Origin of the sequence: Streptomyces sp. NPDC006207 (assembly GCF_040613835.1) — a bacterium.
In the GTDB taxonomy this organism is placed as follows: domain Bacteria; phylum Actinomycetota; class Actinomycetes; order Streptomycetales; family Streptomycetaceae; genus Actinacidiphila.
This window is the reverse complement of the sequence record NZ_JBEXSX010000008.1, coordinates 63,152-76,980: the sequence shown is the minus strand read 5'-3', so window position 1 is coordinate 76,980 and position 13,829 is coordinate 63,152. Positions and strand designations below refer to the sequence as shown.

Below are 13,829 nucleotides of genomic sequence, written 5' to 3'. Positions count from 1 at the left end.
GTCCCTTTACGCGCCGTACGCGTGGGTAACGCTCCGGCAACGGCGCCGTAATGACGTGATGTTAGCCACATGGGCGGCGCGTAGTCAGTACCACGTGAGGGCCGAATACGAGAACCGGCCACGACGCCCGCTCGGGCGCCGTGGCCGGTTCACCGTGCGTGGTGACTAGCGGGCCGCGCGGTTGACGGCGGAGACGACCGCCTTCAGCGAGGCGCGCGTGGTGTTGGCGTCGATGCCGATGCCCCACAGGACCTGGCCGTCGATGGCGCACTCGATGTACGAGGCGGCCTGCGCGCTGGCGCCCTCGCTCATGGTGTGCTCGGTGTAGTCCAGCAGGCGGGCGTCGACCCCGACCGAGGCCAGCGCGTCGAAGAACGCGGAGATCGGGCCGTTGCCGGTGCCGGTCAGGACCGTCTCGGCGCCGTCCACGACCGCTTCGACGGTCAGGGTGTCGGTGCCGTCGCTGCTGGTCGAGGTCTGCGCCGACCGCAGGGCGACCCGGCCCCAGGCGTTCTCCGGGGTGGGCAGGTACTCGTCCTCGAAGATCGCCCAGATCTCCTTCGGCGTGACCTCGCCGCCCTCGGCGTCGGTCTTCGCCTGGATGATCTTCGAGAACTCGATCTGCATGCGGCGCGGCAGGTCCAGCTTGTGGTCGTTCTTCAGGACGTACGCGACGCCGCCCTTGCCGGACTGCGAGTTCACACGGATGACGGCCTCGTAGGAGCGGCCGACGTCCTTGGGGTCGATCGGCAGGTACGGGACCGCCCACTCGATGTCGTCGACGGTCCGGCCCTGGGCGGCCGCGTCGGCCTCCATGGCGTCGAACCCCTTCTTGATGGCGTCCTGGTGGGAGCCGGAGAAGGACGTGTAGACCAGGTCGCCCACGTACGGGTGGCGCGGGTGGACCTCCATCTGGTTGCAGTACTCGGCGGTGCGGCGGACCTCGTCGATCTGGGAGAAGTCGATCATCGGGTCCACGCCCTGGCTGAACAGGTTCATGCCCAGGGTGACCAGGTCGACGTTGCCGGTGCGCTCGCCCTGGCCGAACAGGCAGCCCTCGATGCGGTCGGCGCCGGCCATCAGCGCCAGCTCGGCGGCGGCCACGGCCGTGCCGCGGTCGTTGTGCGGGTGGACCGACAGGCACACGTACTCGCGGCGCGACAGGTTCCGCGACATCCACTCGAAGCGGTCCGCGTGCGTGGAGGGCGTGGAGCGCTCCACGGTCGCGGGCAGGTTCAGGATGATCTCGCGGCCCTCCTCGGGCTGCCAGACGTCCATCACCGACTCGCAGACCTCCAGCGCGAAGTCCAGCTCGGTGTCGGTGAAGATCTCCGGGCTGTACTGGTAGCCGAAGACGGTCTCGTCGCCCAGGATCTTGTCCGCGTACTCCATGACCAGCCGCGTGCCGTCCACGGCGATCTGCCGGATCTGCTCCTTGGAGCCGCGGAAGACCACCCGGCGGAAGGTCGGGGCGGTCGCGTTGTACAGGTGCACGGTCGCACGCGCCGCGCCGCGCAGGGACTCCACGGTCCGCTCGATCAGTTCCTCGCGGGCCTGGGTCAGTACGGAGATGGTGACGTCGTCGGGGATCGCGCCCTCTTCGATGATGGAGCGCACGAAGGCGAAGTCGGTCTCGCCCGAGGCGGGGAAGCCGACCTCGATCTCCTTGTAGCCCATCTTCACCAGCAGGTCGAACATCGCGCGCTTGCGGGCCGGCGACATCGGGTCGATCAGCGCCTGGTTGCCGTCCCGCAGGTCGGTCGACAGCCAGCGGGGGGCCTTGGTGATCCGCCGGTCCGGCCAGGTGCGGTCCGGGATCTCCACGGCCTCGTACGGCTTGTACTTGTGGACCGGCATCGCGGTCGGGCGCTGGCGCACCGTCGCGGCGGTGATGGGCGTGGGGCGGCCGACGGCGTTCGGGGTGGACATCTGCGGGGGTGCTCCTCGGTTGCGGCTGTGGAGGCGGCCGACCGGCGCTGGTGCAACGCCAAACCCCGCGGGGAGGGAGTCGACCTGGACTACAGGCCCTCGCCGCGGCAGCTAAGAAGAAGCAGCCCGAAACGCATGATGCTGTCGACCATAACCGAGCCCCCGGGGACCCTGCAGCCGCTGCGGCGTTCTTCTCAGTATGCAAGACCGCCCGTGATGACATGAAAAACGTACAACTTCCCCCCTTTTCGTGGATCATGGTCACACCTAGTGACAGACAGTGAGCACCGTGCCACATTGCCCTGCATGGAGCAGACACCTGTTTTCTGCACGATCGTGCCGCCGCACGTCCTCGACAAGGTCGCCCGCAACGAGGACCGCGCACTCGCCGAGCCCGCCCGCCGCACCCTGGAACGCGACGCCGCGGAGCGCACCCGCCGCCGGCTGACCACCGTCATCGGCGCCCTCCCGGTGATCGGGGCGGAGCCGTCGGACCGGCCGCGCCGCACGATCAGCGACGCGCAGCACCGCACGGACCTGCCGGGGCGGAAGGTCCGCGGCGAGGGCGACCCCGCACCGGCCGACGACACCGTCAACCGGGCCTACGACGGACTGGGGGCGACCTTCGAGCTCTTCCTGACGGCGTACGGCCGCCACTCCATCGACGACGCCGGGCTGCCGCTGGACGCCACCGTCCACTACGACCGCGACTACAACAACGCCTTCTGGAACGGCGAGCAGATGGTCTTCGGGGACGGCGACGGGGAGATCTTCCTCGACTTCACGCTCCCCCTCGACGTCATCGGCCACGAACTCAGCCACGGCGTCACCCAGTACACCGCCAACCTCGACTACTTCGGCCAGTCCGGCGCCCTCAACGAGTCGATGTCGGACGTCTTCGGTTCCCTCATCAAGCAGCACGCGCTCGGCCAGACCGCCGAGGAGGCCGACTGGCTGATCGGCGCCGGACTGCTCGCCCCGCGCGTCACGGGCGTGGCGCTGCGCTCCATGAAGGCCCCCGGCACGGCCTACGACGACGACGTCCTCGGCAAGGACCCGCAGCCCGGCCACATGGACGCCTACGTCCGCACCTCGCGGGACAACGGGGGCGTGCACATCAACTCCGGCATCCCCAACCGGGCGTTCCACCTGCTGGCCGTCGCCCTGGGCGGCAACGCCTGGGAGCGGGCCGGGCTGATCTGGTACGACGTGCTGACCGGCGGCGCGCTGTCGCCCAGGGCGACGTTCGCCGAGTTCGCCCAGGCGACGGTCGCCTCGGCCGCCGGGCGCTTCGGTGAGGGCGAGGAACACGCGGCGGTGGTGAAGGCGTGGTCGGAGGTCGGCATCCCGACCGCCGTGAACGGTACCGACGTGCCGCGCCAGTCGCCGGTCCCGGAAGGTGCGCGACCGCCCGCACAGGGGTAGACGTCCGCCATGCGCATACAGGTGATCCGCTCCGGCGGTTTCGCGGGGATCGAGCGCCGGGCCGTGCTGGACACCGCCGGCCGCCCCGACGCCTTCCGTCTGCACGCCCTGGCCCGCGACGTGCTCGCCGCGGGCCCGGCCGCGCCCCCGCAGGGCGTACCGGACGGTTTCCGGTACGAGATCACGGTGGACGGCCGCACGGTGCACTGCGCCGACCCGCGGCTGACGGAGGAGCAGCGCGAACTGGTCCAACTGGTGCTGAAGGAGGGCGCGTAGCCGATGAGCGGGCACACGACCGGGCTGCGCAGCCTGACCGACGAGGTGACCGTCCCCGAACTGCCGGTACGGGGACGGCTGCCGCGGTGGCTCGACGGGGTCCTGCTGCGCAACGGCCCCGCCCTCTTCGAGGCCGGGGAGCGCCGCTACCGGCACTGGTTCGACGGCCAGGCGATGCTCCACCGGTTCGCGATCGAGGACGGCCGGGTCTCCTACGCCAACCGCTTCCTGGACGTCCCGAGCAGCCGTACCGCCCGGCACGAGGGCCGCATCGGCTACCAGGAGTTCGCCACCGACCCCTGCCGCTCGCTCTTCGCCCGGGTGCTCACCCCGTTCCTCCGCAAGCCCTCGGGGAACGCCAACGTCAGCGTCGCCCGCTTCGGCGAACGCTTCGTCGCGCTGACCGAGACCCCGATGCCGGTGGAGTTCGACCCGAGGACGCTGGAGACGGTCGGCGTCGTCGGCTACGAGGACGCGCTGGCCGGTCAGTGGACCACGGCGCACCCGCACCAGGACCCGGTCACCGGCGAACTGGTCAACTTCGTGGCGCACTTCGCGCGGCGCAGCGAGTACCGCGTCTACCGCCAGTCCTCCGACGGCACGGCCCGCCGCAGGCTCCTGGGCAGCCTGCCCGTCACCCGGCCCGGCTACATGCACAGCTTCGCGATCACCGACCGCCATGTGGTGCTCGTGGAGTTCCCGCTCGTCGTCAACCCGCCGGCACTGCTGCTCAGCGGCCGGCCCTTCATCGAGAACTACCGCTGGCGCCCGGAGCGCGGCACCCGCTTCATCGTCATGGACCGCAGGGACGGCACCGTCCGCCGCGTCGCCAAGGGCCCGGCCTTCTTCGCCTTCCACCACGTCAACGCCTTCGAGGACGGCGACGCGCTGGTGCTGGACCTGTGCGCCTACGAGGACCCGTCCGTCATCGACGCCCTCTACCTCGACCGGCTGCGCGACGGCGGCGGCGTCCCGCAGGCCCGGCCCACCCGGTACCGGATCGGCGGGGACGGCGCGGTGACGTCCGAGCGGCTCGGTGAGGAGCCGATGGAGCTCCCCCGCATCGACTACGGGCGGTGCAACGGCCGCCCCTACCGCTTCGCGTACGGCGTCGGCAGCCGCGACGGCCGGGGCGAGCACTTCACCGACCAGCTGGTGCGGCTCGACACGGCCGACGGCGGCACCGTGACCTGGTCGCAGGAGGACTGCTACCCCGGGGAGCCCGTCTTCGTCGCGGCCCCGGAGGCCGGGGCGGAGGGCGAGGGCGTGGTGCTCTCCGTCGTCCTCGACGCCACGGCCGGCTCGTCCTTCCTGCTGGTGCTGGACGCCGTCACGTTCCGCGAGCTGGCCCGCGCCGAGGTCCCGCACGCGGTGCCGTTCGGCTTCCACGGGATCTTCAGCGGCGGGGCCGCCGGGGGTGCGACGGCCTAGGCCCGGCCGCCTGGGCCGTGTCGTCCTAGAAGCCGAGCTTGCGCAGCTGCTTGGGGTCGCGCTGCCAGTCCTTGGCGACCTTCACGTGCAGGTCGAGGAAGACCGGCGTCCCGAGCAGCGCCTCGATGTGGCGGCGGGACTTGGTGCCGACCTCCTTCAGGCGGGAGCCCTTGGGGCCGATGATGATGCCCTTCTGGCTGGGGCGCTCGATGTAGATGTTGGCGTGCACGTCCAGCAGCGGCTTCTCCGCCGGGCGGCCCTCGCGCGGCAGCATCTCCTCGACCACGACGGCGATGGAGTGCGGCAGCTCGTCCCGTACGCCCTCGAGCGCCGCCTCGCGGATCAGCTCGGCGACCATGACCTGCTCGGGCTCGTCGGTGAGGTCGCCCTCCGGGTAGAGGGCCGGACCCTCCGGGAGCAGCGGGACGAGGAGGTCGGCCAGGAGCGAGACCTGCTTGTCACCGACGGCGGAGACCGGGACGATCTCGGCCCACTCGATGCCCAGTTCGGCGCCGAGCAGGTCGATGGCGACCAACTGCTCGGCGAGGCGCTTGGAGTCCACCAGGTCGGTCTTGGTGACGATGGCGACCTTGGGGGTCTTGCGGACCTCGGCCAGCTCCTTGGCGATGTAGCGGTCGCCGGGGCCGAGCTTCTGGTCGGCGGGCAGGCAGAAGCCGATCACGTCGACCTCGGCCCAGGTGGTGCGGACGACGTCGTTGAGCCGCTCGCCGAGCAGGGTGCGCGGCTTGTGCAGACCCGGGGTGTCGACCAGGACCAGCTGGGCGTCCGGGCGGTGCACGATGCCGCGCACGGTGTGCCGGGTGGTCTGCGGCCGGTTGGAGGTGATGGCCACCTTCGTGCCGACCAGAGCGTTGGTCAGGGTGGACTTGCCCGCGTTGGGGCGGCCCACGAAGCAGGCGAAGCCGGCCCGGTGGGCGGGGGCGGGGGTCGTCTCGGTGCGAACGCTCATGGCGACCATTGTCCCTGATCCACCGGGCCCCGCTGACGCCCCCGGGCGGCGCCGCCGCCCGGGGGACCGGAGCGGCCGTTCCCCCGGGTGTCGCCCGGTGTTCCCCCGAGGGCACGGCGCAGGCCACGATCCGCTGCTATAACCGATGGATATGGACGTCCACGTGCGTGACCTCCGCTACTTCGTCACGGTCGCGGACGAACTGCACTTCACCCGGGCCGCCGAGCGGCTGCGCATCTCCCAGCCCGCGCTCTCCAAGCAGATCCGCGCCCTGGAACGGCAGCTCGGCTTCCGCCTCTTCGACCGCGGGCCCCGCGGCGTCGGCCTCACCGTGCAGGGCGAGGCGCTGCTGCCCGCCGCACGCGCCCTGGTCGGCGACTGGGAGCACGCCCTGCGCGCGGCCCGTTCTGCAGGGCCCGGCGGCTGAGCCGGCGCCGGCTCAGCCCGCTTCGACCCTCGCCCGGACGACTCCGTCGGGGCCGGCCAGCAGCACCGGCGTGCCCGCGCCGCCCAGGTCGCGCACGGCCGCACGGTCCTCGTCCGGCACCGCGTCCGCCTCGGACACCACGGCCGCCGCCTCCAGGGACGTGGCACCGCTGGCGACCGCCATGGCCACCGCCGTCCGCAGCGCGCTGAGCGACAACGACCGAAGGGCCACGGTCCCCGCCACGTAGGTGCGCCCCGTCTCGTCGCGCACGGCCGCCCCCTCGGCGACGCCGTTGCGGGCGCGGGCGGAGCGGGCCAGGGTGATGATCTTGCGGTCTTCCGGCTGCAGCTCGTCGCTCATGCGGTCAGCGTATCCGTCCCCGAGGGTTCCCCTCGGGGGCAGGGCATTGTCATGATCTCGGCATGGATGACGACGCGAAGCCGGCTTACGAGGCGCGCTACGGCTTCGACCGCCGAACCGTCGCCGTGCTGCTGGGGGCGGTCGTTTTCACCGCGGTCCTGGTGATGCCGGGCATGGGCTTCCCCCTGCGGATCGCGGGAGGCGTCCTCTTCGGCGGCGGCGGGCTGCTCATCGCCGCGAACTCGCTGACCCGCAGGGTCGCCCTGCGCGTCGACGCCACGGGCGTGCTCCTCGGCGGGGTGCCCCTGCGCTACCGGGCCACCACCGCGCACGTGCCGTGGGAGGACGTCACCGCCGTGGTGCTGTGGAAGCAGCCGGTCCCGTACGGCCACCGGGTGCCCTGGATCGGGGTGCAGCGCCGCGAGGGCGCTCCGCCCCTGCCCGGCCCCGGGCAGGGCGCGCTGGCACGCGCCGTCGCGGGGGCCCTGGTCCCCGTACCGTTCGACCTGGTCATAGCGTCCCGCCAGGTGAACGGCTGGCGGCTCGACCGCCGACGCCTGGCCGCCGCGCTGGAACACTTCGCCCCCGGCGTCCCGCTCGTCGACCAGGGCTGACCGGCGCTACCCGCCGTGCATCGCCCCGTCCGGCTCCGGGCCCGAGGGGTCCTCCGCGACGACCGGGACCGGCTCGACGAGGACCGCCCCGATGCGGTTGCGGCGGCCCGACGGGGCCTCCGCGGTGAGCCGGAGCGCGGCGGGGGCGTGCGGGGCCGAGGCGGTCTCGGGGAGCCCGACGACGGCGGAGGCACCGGGGATCGGCACCCGGCCGAGGGTCTTGGCGAGCAGGCCGCCGACGGTCTCGACGTCCTCGTCGTCCAGGTCCACGCCGTAGAGCTCGCCCAGGTCTCCGAGGTCGAGGCGGGAGGTGACGCGGTAACGGCCCCCGCCCAGCTCCTCCACGGGCGGCACCTCGCGGTCGTACTCGTCGGTGATCTCGCCGACGATCTCCTCCAGGATGTCCTCGATGGTGACGACGCCGGCCGTGCCGCCGTACTCGTCGATGACGACGGCGACGTGGTTGCGCTCGCGCTGCATCTCGCGCAGCAGGTCGCCGGCGTTCTTGGTGTCGGGGACGAAGAAGGCCGGGCGCATCAGCGAGGAGACCGGGTCGGTCTCGGCGTCCCGGTTGATGTGCACGCGGCGGGCGAGGTCCTTGAGGTAGACGATGCCGACGATGTCGTCCTCGCTCTCGCCCGTGACCGGGATGCGCGAGAAACCGCTGCGCAGCGCCAGGGTCATGGCCTGCCGGATCGTCTTGAAGCGTTCGATGGCCACCAGTTCGGTGCGCGGCACCATCACCTCGCGCACCAGGGTGTCGCCGAGCTCGAAGACGGAGTGCACCATGCGGCGCTCCTCGTCCTCGATGAGGGACTCGCTCTCCGCGAGGTCGACCAGCGCGCGCAGCTCCGCCTCGGAGGCGAACGGGCCCTGGCGGAAGCCCTTGCCGGGGGTGAGCGCGTTGCCGAGCAGGATCAGCAGCGCCGGGACCGGGCCCATGACGCGGGCCAGCGGCAGCAGCACGTAAGCCGCCGCGGTGGCTGTGTTCAGCGGGTGCTGGCGGCCGATCGTGCGGGGCGAGACGCCCACCGCGACGTACGAGACGACGATCATGACGGCGACCGCCACCAGGACCGCCTGCCAGGTCTGCTCGAAGTGCCGGACGCAGACGACGGTGACGAGCACCGCCGCCGCCATCTCGCAGGCCACCCGGACCAGCAGCGCGACGTTGAGGTAGCGGGTGGGATCCGAGGAGACCGCCAGCAGCTTGTCCGCCCCGCGCCGGCCGGCCCGCACCGCCGCCTCCGCCCGGAAGCGGGAGGTGCGGGCGATGCCGGCCTCGGCGCAGGCGGCCAGCCAGGCGACGACGACCAGCAGGACGGCGAAGACCACCATCGCGATCAGTGGGTGGTCGTCGGGGCCGGCGACGGCCCCTGGATGCCGCGCTCGGCGCGCCAGCCGTCGAGGATGGCCTTCTGCAGACCGAACATCTCGGCCTTCTCGTCGGCCTCCTCGTGGTCGTAACCGAGCAGGTGCAGCACCCCGTGGACGGTGAGCAGCTGCAGCTCCTCGTCCATGGAGTGCTTGGTCACGGCCTCGTCGCCCTGCTTCTTGGCGACCTCGGGACAGAGCACGATGTCCCCGAGCAGTCCCTGCGGGGGCTCCTCGTCCTCCTTCCCGGGACGCAGCTCGTCCATCGGGAAGGACATGACGTCGGTGGGCCCCGGTTCGTCCATCCACTGGACGTGCAGCTGCTCCATGGCGTCGGCGTCGACCGCGATGACGGAGAGCTCGGACAGGGGGTGGATACGCATGTGCTGCAGGGCGTAGCGGCTGATGTCGAGCACCGCCGCCTCGTCGAAGTCCCAGCCGGATTCGTTGTTGACGTCGATCGCCATAGTGCTTCGGTGGCTACTTTCGGTTGCCGTTGAGGTCGTCGTAGCGCTCGTATGCGTCCACGATGCGCCCGACCAGCTTATGGCGTACGACATCCGTGCTCGTCAGGCGCGAGAAGTGCACGTCCTCGACGCCGTCCAGGATGTCCACGACCTGGCGCAGTCCGCTCTTCGTGCCACCGGGGAGGTCGACCTGGGTGACGTCACCGGTGATGACGATCTTGGAGTCGAAGCCGAGCCGGGTGAGGAACATCTTCATCTGCTCGGCGCTGGTGTTCTGCGCCTCGTCGAGGATGATGAAGGCGTCGTTGAGCGTGCGGCCGCGCATGTACGCCAGAGGAGCGACCTCGATCGTCCCGCTCGCCATGAGGCGCGGGATCGAGTCGGGGTCGATCATGTCGTGCAGCGCGTCGTACAGCGGACGCAGGTACGGGTCGATCTTCTCGTAGAGCGTGCCCGGCAGGAAGCCGAGCCGCTCGCCCGCCTCGACGGCGGGGCGGGTCAGGATGATCCGGTTGACCTGCTTGGACTGCAGCGCCTGGACGGCCTTGGCCATGGCCAGGTAGGTCTTGCCGGTACCGGCGGGGCCGATGCCGAACACGATCGTGTGCTTGTCGATCGCATCGACGTAGCGCTTCTGGTTGAGGGTCTTGGGGCGGATGGTGCGGCCCCGGCTGGAAAGGATGTTCTGGGTGAGCACCTGGGAGGGGGTCTCCTCCAGGCCGTCGGCTCCGCTGTCCTGGCGGAGCATGGCGATCGACCGCTCCACTGCGTCCTCCGTCATCGGCTGGCCTGTGCGCAGTACCAGCATCATCTCGTCGAAGAGGCGCTGGACCAGCGCGACGTCCGCGGATTCACCGCTCGCGCTGACCTCATTGCCTCGTACATGGATGTCGACGGCCGGGAACGCCTGCTCTATCACGCGCAGGAGCGAGTCACCGGACCCCAGGACCGTCACCATGGGGTGCTTGGCCGGTACGACGAAGTGGGCGCTCGCCTGCGGTTGCTGCGTTGTCGGTGTCTGAGTCATGGGCCAGGCTCGACGGCCTGCTCATCCCGCCTTCTGCTGTTCGACATGCCACTGGGCTTGGGGTTCAAGGGTACGTCGGTGCGGCTGGGGTGCCGAGGGGTTTTACGCTGCGTCACGCGCCGGGTAGAACTGCGGGATGGAGATCCGCACCGGAGGACCCGAGGACCTGCCCGCGACGCTCGCCCTGCTGGACGGAGCCGTCGCCTGGCTGACCGCCCGCGGCCACACCGGCCAGTGGGGCACCCGCCCCTGGTCCTCCCGGCCCCCGGCGGTGGAGCGCGTGGCCCGGTACGCGAAGGAGTACCTGCTGCGCGCGGCCGTGGCCGACGGCCGGGTGGTGGGCGTGTGCGTGCTGGCCGAGGAGAAGCCCGACTACGCCCCGCCCGTGGACGGGCGCGAGCTGTACCTGCGGCTGCTCGTCACCGACCGGGCGCTGTCCGGCAGCGGCATCGGCGCGGCCCTGGTGGACGACGCCGTCGCCGAGACGCGGCGCCGCGGCATCCCGCTGCTGCGGGTCGACTGCTACGCGGGCGGCGAGGGCCGGCTCGTCCGGCAGTACGAGGCCCTGGGCTTCACCCTCGCCCAGCCCTTCACCGTGCCCCAGGCCGAGGGCGCCCCCTGGCCGGGCCGGATCCTGGAGCGCCGGGTCTGACGCCAGCATGCGAAACGCATGCAAGCATGCGTTTCGCATGTTAGCGTGACGGCATGGCGAACATCCAGATCAAGGACGTCCCCGACGACGTGCACCGCACCCTCAAACACCGCGCGATCGAGGCGCACCAGTCCCTGAACGAGTACCTGCGCCAGAGGCTGATCGAACAGGCGAGAACACCGACGGTCGACGACATACTGGCCAGCGCCCGGAAGGCGGCGACAGCCGACTACACCGTGGCGGACCTGCTCGGACACATCGACGAGGGGCGCCGCGAGTGATCGTCGTCGACGCGTCCGCACTCGTCCTCGCCCTCACCCACGCCGGCCCACTGGGCGATCTCGCGCGCAAACGGATGGCCGGCGAGACCCTGCACGCGCCGGCCCTCATCGAGTTCGAGGCGGCCCATGCGATCCGCGGCCTGTCGCTCGGAGGGAAGCTGGGGCAGGCCTCGGCGGAGACGGCGATCACCCTGCTGTCCGCCCTGCCGATCCAGCGCATGCCGGGATACGCCCTGCTCGATCGCATCTGGGAGCTGCGCGCCAACCTCTCCGCGTACGACGCTTCGTACGCAGCGCTCGCCGAACACCTGGGGTGCACCTTGGTCACGGGCGACGCCCGCATCGAGCGCGCGAAGGCGGCCCGCTGCCCCGTCGACGTGATCGCCTGACGCCGGCTCCGCCACCGCGTCAGCGGAAGGGCGGCGGACGGAAGCCGATCGTCGGCACGGCGCGGCGCAGGGGCCAGCGGCGGGTGCCGGTGGGCAGCAGGTCGTCCAGGAAGGCGTAGCGGCGCAGCGCCGAGCGGTCCTGGTCGTCGTAGGCCTTGGCGTGCTGCCACCAGGCCGCGATCTCGATCCAGCCGGGCGCCGAGAGCGAGCCCCCGAACTCCTGCACCGACAGCGCGGCCGTGAGGCACGCGAAGGCCAGCCGGTCGGCGAGCGACCAGCCGGCCAGGGTGCCGGTCAGGAAGCCCGCGACGAAGACGTCCCCGGCGCCCGTGGGGTCCAGCGCCTCCACCGACAGCGCCGGCACCTCGGCGACCTGGCCGGCGGCGGAGTCGACCGCGTACGCGCCCTCGGCGCCGAGCGTCACCACCGCCAGCGGGACCAGCTCGGCGAGCTTGCGGGCGGCGGCCCGGGGGCAGTCGGTGCGGGTGTAGCGCATGGCCTCGGCGGCGTTCGGCAGGAAGGCCTCGCAGTGCGCCAGGTCCGCCAGGTCCGCGCTGTCCCAGCGGCCGCTGTCGTCCCAGCCGACGTCGGCGAAGATCCGGCTGCCCCGCCCGGCGGCGGTGCCGATCCACTCCTGCTGCGGGACCCCGGGCACCAGCGAGGCCACGCACGCCCGGCTCGGCGGCGGGCAGAGCGGCGCGGGCTCCTCGGGCGGCGGCGCCTCGTGGCCGTGGCTGACCATGGTGCGCTCGCCCTCGTACGCCATGGAGACCGTGACCGGCGAGTGCCAGCCGGGGATCTTGCGGGACAGCTCCAGCTCGATGCCCTCCCCCACCGCGAGGGCGTCCCAGCAGTAGTCCCCGTACACGTCGTCGCCGAAGGCGGCCGCGAGCGAGGTGCGCAGCCCCAGCCGGGCGAGGGCGGTCGCCATGTTGGCCACGCCGCCGGGACTCGATCCCATGCCGCGCGCCCAGGACTCGGTGCCGCGCACGGGCGCGCTGTCGAGACCGGTGAAGATGATGTCCAGGAAGACCGTGCCGGTCAGGTACACATCGGTCTCCGGGTCGTCCGGCCCGCGCACCGCCGCGAGCGGGTCGAGGACGGGCTGGTCTTCCACCCGGGCTCCTCCCGACCTGGTGTCGTTCCGACCGATCGTACGCGCGCCCGGGGCCGTGACCAGCGTTTGTCCGCACGGGGACGCGGACGGATCCTGAGGGAAAGCGGATGACCCCCAGGGGCTGGAGATGCCCGGACACTCGGCCGCACCGCCACAACTGATCGTGACCACGGGGCCGGACACCGGACGGGCCTACCCCGTACCGGCCGGCTACTGCGAGATCGGCAGGCTCGCCGGCAGCGGGATCCGGCTCGACGAGGAGGGCGTGAGCCGGCGGCACGCCGCGATGAACCGCGCCGGGAGCCACGTGGTGCTCAGCGACCTCGGCTCGACCAACGGCACCTACCTCAACGGGACCCTGCTCGACGCACCGCGCCCCCTCCACGACGGTGACCTGCTCCGTATCGGCCACGTCGAGCTGCGGCTGTCGGTGGAGTCGGCCCGGCAGGCGGACCCCGGGGACGAGGCGGACCGCCCGGAAGCCGGAGAGGCCGCGGAAACCGCGGATGGCCCGGGTGGCACTCCCTCGCCGCTGACCGTGCTCCACGACCTCGGGGACACCCGGGGCCGGTCCGGGCCCGGCCCCACCCGCCGCTACCCGTCCGGGCGCGCGCAGTACCTCGCCGGGCGCCGGCACTACGGGGCCGGCGGCGACGGGCGGGAGGCGGACGACCCCGGGGCCGCCGAGGAGGCCTGCACCGGGCTGTTCCGGGTGCGCGGGCCGGGCCGGGTGCTCATGGCCGCCGGGGTGCTGGTGGCGCTTGCCGGGTTCGCCGTCTGGGTGTCCCTGATCCTCAGCCTGCTGGGCGGCGTGGGCAGTGCGCAGGCCCCGCCGGACCCCTTCGCGGAGACCCTGTGGGGACTGCCGAAGGCACCGCTGGGCTTCACCGCGTTCGCGGTGGGCGTCGTGCTCTTCGCGGGCGGCGCGGCTCTGTCGAGGGCCACCCGCAGGAGGGGCGCCGCACCGGGGCGGCGGCGCCCGGGACGGCACCGCCACTGACCCTCGGGCGGGTACGGGCACGGCGGCGCGGGGCCCGGCCGCGGCGGCATACCAAAGCTTTGCCGGTCCTTTCCGCACGTGGCGACCTGG

Annotated in this window: 15 protein-coding genes and 1 pseudogene; 9 read left to right on the top strand and 7 right to left on the bottom strand. The window is 72.1% G+C overall.

Features of this window, described 5'->3' with window-relative positions; all coding sequences use genetic code 11:
* Positions 1-165: 165 nt before the first annotated feature.
* Entirely contained in the window at positions 166-1,929 is a 1,764-nt protein-coding gene (gene leuA / locus ABZ312_RS08390; RefSeq protein ID WP_500323015.1) for a 2-isopropylmalate synthase, read from the bottom strand.
* A gap of 306 nt (positions 1,930-2,235) precedes the next feature.
* On the opposite strand from leuA, the gene ABZ312_RS08385 reads away from it, so the two are divergent.
* Genes ABZ312_RS08385 through ABZ312_RS08375 form a run of 3 tightly spaced genes read left to right on the top strand, consistent with a single transcriptional unit; the run spans position 2,236 to position 5,061 of the window.
* Positions 2,236-3,354, top strand: coding sequence for a M4 family metallopeptidase (locus ABZ312_RS08385; protein WP_500436872.1), 1,119 nt, complete (start codon positions 2,236-2,238; stop codon positions 3,352-3,354).
* Between the two features lie 9 nt (positions 3,355-3,363).
* Positions 3,364-3,630, top strand: coding sequence for a protealysin inhibitor emfourin (locus ABZ312_RS08380; protein WP_500323011.1), 267 nt, complete (start codon positions 3,364-3,366; stop codon positions 3,628-3,630).
* 3 nt (positions 3,631-3,633) lie between these two features.
* On the top strand, positions 3,634-5,061 hold the full coding sequence (locus ABZ312_RS08375; RefSeq protein ID WP_500323010.1) for a carotenoid oxygenase family protein: 1,428 nt from the start codon (positions 3,634-3,636) through the stop codon (positions 5,059-5,061).
* Between the two features lie 25 nt (positions 5,062-5,086).
* Here ABZ312_RS08375 and era read toward each other — a convergent pair whose 3' ends face one another.
* Complete coding sequence (gene era / locus ABZ312_RS08370; RefSeq protein ID WP_500323009.1) at positions 5,087-6,040, bottom strand: GTPase Era; 954 nt, start codon at positions 6,038-6,040, stop codon at positions 5,087-5,089.
* Between the two features lie 142 nt (positions 6,041-6,182).
* Between era and ABZ312_RS08365 the strand changes: the two are divergent.
* A pseudogene (locus tag ABZ312_RS08365) lies at positions 6,183-6,449 on the top strand (LysR family transcriptional regulator); the annotation flags it as partial.
* Between the two features lie 21 nt (positions 6,450-6,470).
* Here the strand turns inward: ABZ312_RS08365 and ABZ312_RS08360 are convergent.
* Positions 6,471-6,818, bottom strand: a complete 348-nt coding sequence (locus ABZ312_RS08360; protein WP_500436869.1) for a cytidine deaminase-like protein — start codon at positions 6,816-6,818, stop codon at positions 6,471-6,473.
* Between the two features lie 62 nt (positions 6,819-6,880).
* Between ABZ312_RS08360 and ABZ312_RS08355 the strand changes: the two genes are divergently transcribed.
* Positions 6,881-7,432, top strand: coding sequence for a hypothetical protein (locus tag ABZ312_RS08355; protein WP_500323007.1), 552 nt, complete (start codon positions 6,881-6,883; stop codon positions 7,430-7,432).
* 6 nt (positions 7,433-7,438) lie between these two features.
* Here ABZ312_RS08355 and ABZ312_RS08350 read toward each other — a convergent pair whose 3' ends face one another.
* Genes ABZ312_RS08350 through ABZ312_RS08340 form a run of 3 tightly spaced genes read right to left on the bottom strand, consistent with a single transcriptional unit; the run spans position 7,439 to position 10,300 of the window.
* On the bottom strand, positions 7,439-8,770 hold the full coding sequence (locus tag ABZ312_RS08350; RefSeq protein WP_500436867.1) for a hemolysin family protein: 1,332 nt from the start codon (positions 8,768-8,770) through the stop codon (positions 7,439-7,441).
* Positions 8,771-8,775: 5 nt separating this feature from the next.
* Complete coding sequence (gene ybeY, locus ABZ312_RS08345; protein ID WP_500323005.1) at positions 8,776-9,273, bottom strand: rRNA maturation RNase YbeY; 498 nt, start codon at positions 9,271-9,273, stop codon at positions 8,776-8,778.
* 13 nt (positions 9,274-9,286) lie between these two features.
* On the bottom strand, positions 9,287-10,300 hold the full coding sequence (locus ABZ312_RS08340; RefSeq protein ID WP_499511815.1) for a PhoH family protein: 1,014 nt from the start codon (positions 10,298-10,300) through the stop codon (positions 9,287-9,289).
* A gap of 136 nt (positions 10,301-10,436) precedes the next feature.
* On the opposite strand from ABZ312_RS08340, the gene ABZ312_RS08335 reads away from it, so the two are divergent.
* Genes ABZ312_RS08335 through ABZ312_RS08325 form a run of 3 tightly spaced genes read left to right on the top strand, consistent with a single transcriptional unit; the run spans position 10,437 to position 11,622 of the window.
* Complete coding sequence (locus ABZ312_RS08335; protein ID WP_499511816.1) at positions 10,437-10,952, top strand: GNAT family N-acetyltransferase; 516 nt, start codon at positions 10,437-10,439, stop codon at positions 10,950-10,952.
* Between the two features lie 53 nt (positions 10,953-11,005).
* Positions 11,006-11,233, top strand: coding sequence for a FitA-like ribbon-helix-helix domain-containing protein (locus ABZ312_RS08330; RefSeq protein WP_500323003.1), 228 nt, complete (start codon positions 11,006-11,008; stop codon positions 11,231-11,233).
* Positions 11,230-11,622 carry a type II toxin-antitoxin system VapC family toxin gene (locus ABZ312_RS08325; protein WP_500323002.1) on the top strand — a complete coding sequence of 131 codons (393 nt, stop codon included), beginning with the start codon at positions 11,230-11,232 and terminating at the stop codon, positions 11,620-11,622. The genes ABZ312_RS08330 and ABZ312_RS08325 overlap by 4 nt, the downstream gene beginning before the upstream one ends.
* Positions 11,623-11,641: 19 nt before the next feature.
* Here ABZ312_RS08325 and ABZ312_RS08320 read toward each other — a convergent pair whose 3' ends face one another.
* Entirely contained in the window at positions 11,642-12,739 is a 1,098-nt protein-coding gene (locus ABZ312_RS08320; protein ID WP_500436865.1) for a carbohydrate kinase family protein, read from the bottom strand.
* Between the two features lie 127 nt (positions 12,740-12,866).
* Between ABZ312_RS08320 and ABZ312_RS08315 the strand changes: the two genes are divergently transcribed.
* A complete protein-coding gene (locus tag ABZ312_RS08315) occupies positions 12,867-13,739 on the top strand; it encodes an FHA domain-containing protein (protein WP_500323000.1) in 873 nt (290 codons plus the stop codon).
* Positions 13,740-13,829: the final 90 nt, after the last annotated feature.

What these genes read in the sequence shown, in the direction of transcription:
- ABZ312_RS08340 (WP_499511815.1), bottom strand. Translation starts at nt 10,300, where the DNA reads ATGACTCAGACACCGACAACGCAGCAACCGCAGGCGAGCGCCCACTTC.
- ABZ312_RS08360 (WP_500436869.1), bottom strand. Translation starts at nt 6,818, where the DNA reads ATGAGCGACGAGCTGCAGCCGGAAGACCGCAAGATCATCACCCTGGCC.
- ABZ312_RS08315 (WP_500323000.1), top strand. Translation starts at nt 12,867, where the DNA reads ATGCCCGGACACTCGGCCGCACCGCCACAACTGATCGTGACCACGGGG.
- ABZ312_RS08380 (WP_500323011.1), top strand. Translation starts at nt 3,364, where the DNA reads ATGCGCATACAGGTGATCCGCTCCGGCGGTTTCGCGGGGATCGAGCGC.
- ABZ312_RS08330 (WP_500323003.1), top strand. Translation starts at nt 11,006, where the DNA reads ATGGCGAACATCCAGATCAAGGACGTCCCCGACGACGTGCACCGCACC.
- ABZ312_RS08355 (WP_500323007.1), top strand. Translation starts at nt 6,881, where the DNA reads ATGGATGACGACGCGAAGCCGGCTTACGAGGCGCGCTACGGCTTCGAC.
- ABZ312_RS08350 (WP_500436867.1), bottom strand. Translation starts at nt 8,770, where the DNA reads ATGGTGGTCTTCGCCGTCCTGCTGGTCGTCGTCGCCTGGCTGGCCGCC.
- ABZ312_RS08335 (WP_499511816.1), top strand. Translation starts at nt 10,437, where the DNA reads ATGGAGATCCGCACCGGAGGACCCGAGGACCTGCCCGCGACGCTCGCC.
- ABZ312_RS08375 (WP_500323010.1), top strand. Translation starts at nt 3,634, where the DNA reads ATGAGCGGGCACACGACCGGGCTGCGCAGCCTGACCGACGAGGTGACC.
- ybeY (WP_500323005.1), bottom strand. Translation starts at nt 9,273, where the DNA reads ATGGCGATCGACGTCAACAACGAATCCGGCTGGGACTTCGACGAGGCG.
- era (WP_500323009.1), bottom strand. Translation starts at nt 6,040, where the DNA reads ATGGTCGCCATGAGCGTTCGCACCGAGACGACCCCCGCCCCCGCCCAC.
- ABZ312_RS08385 (WP_500436872.1), top strand. Translation starts at nt 2,236, where the DNA reads ATGGAGCAGACACCTGTTTTCTGCACGATCGTGCCGCCGCACGTCCTC.
- leuA (WP_500323015.1), bottom strand. Translation starts at nt 1,929, where the DNA reads ATGTCCACCCCGAACGCCGTCGGCCGCCCCACGCCCATCACCGCCGCG.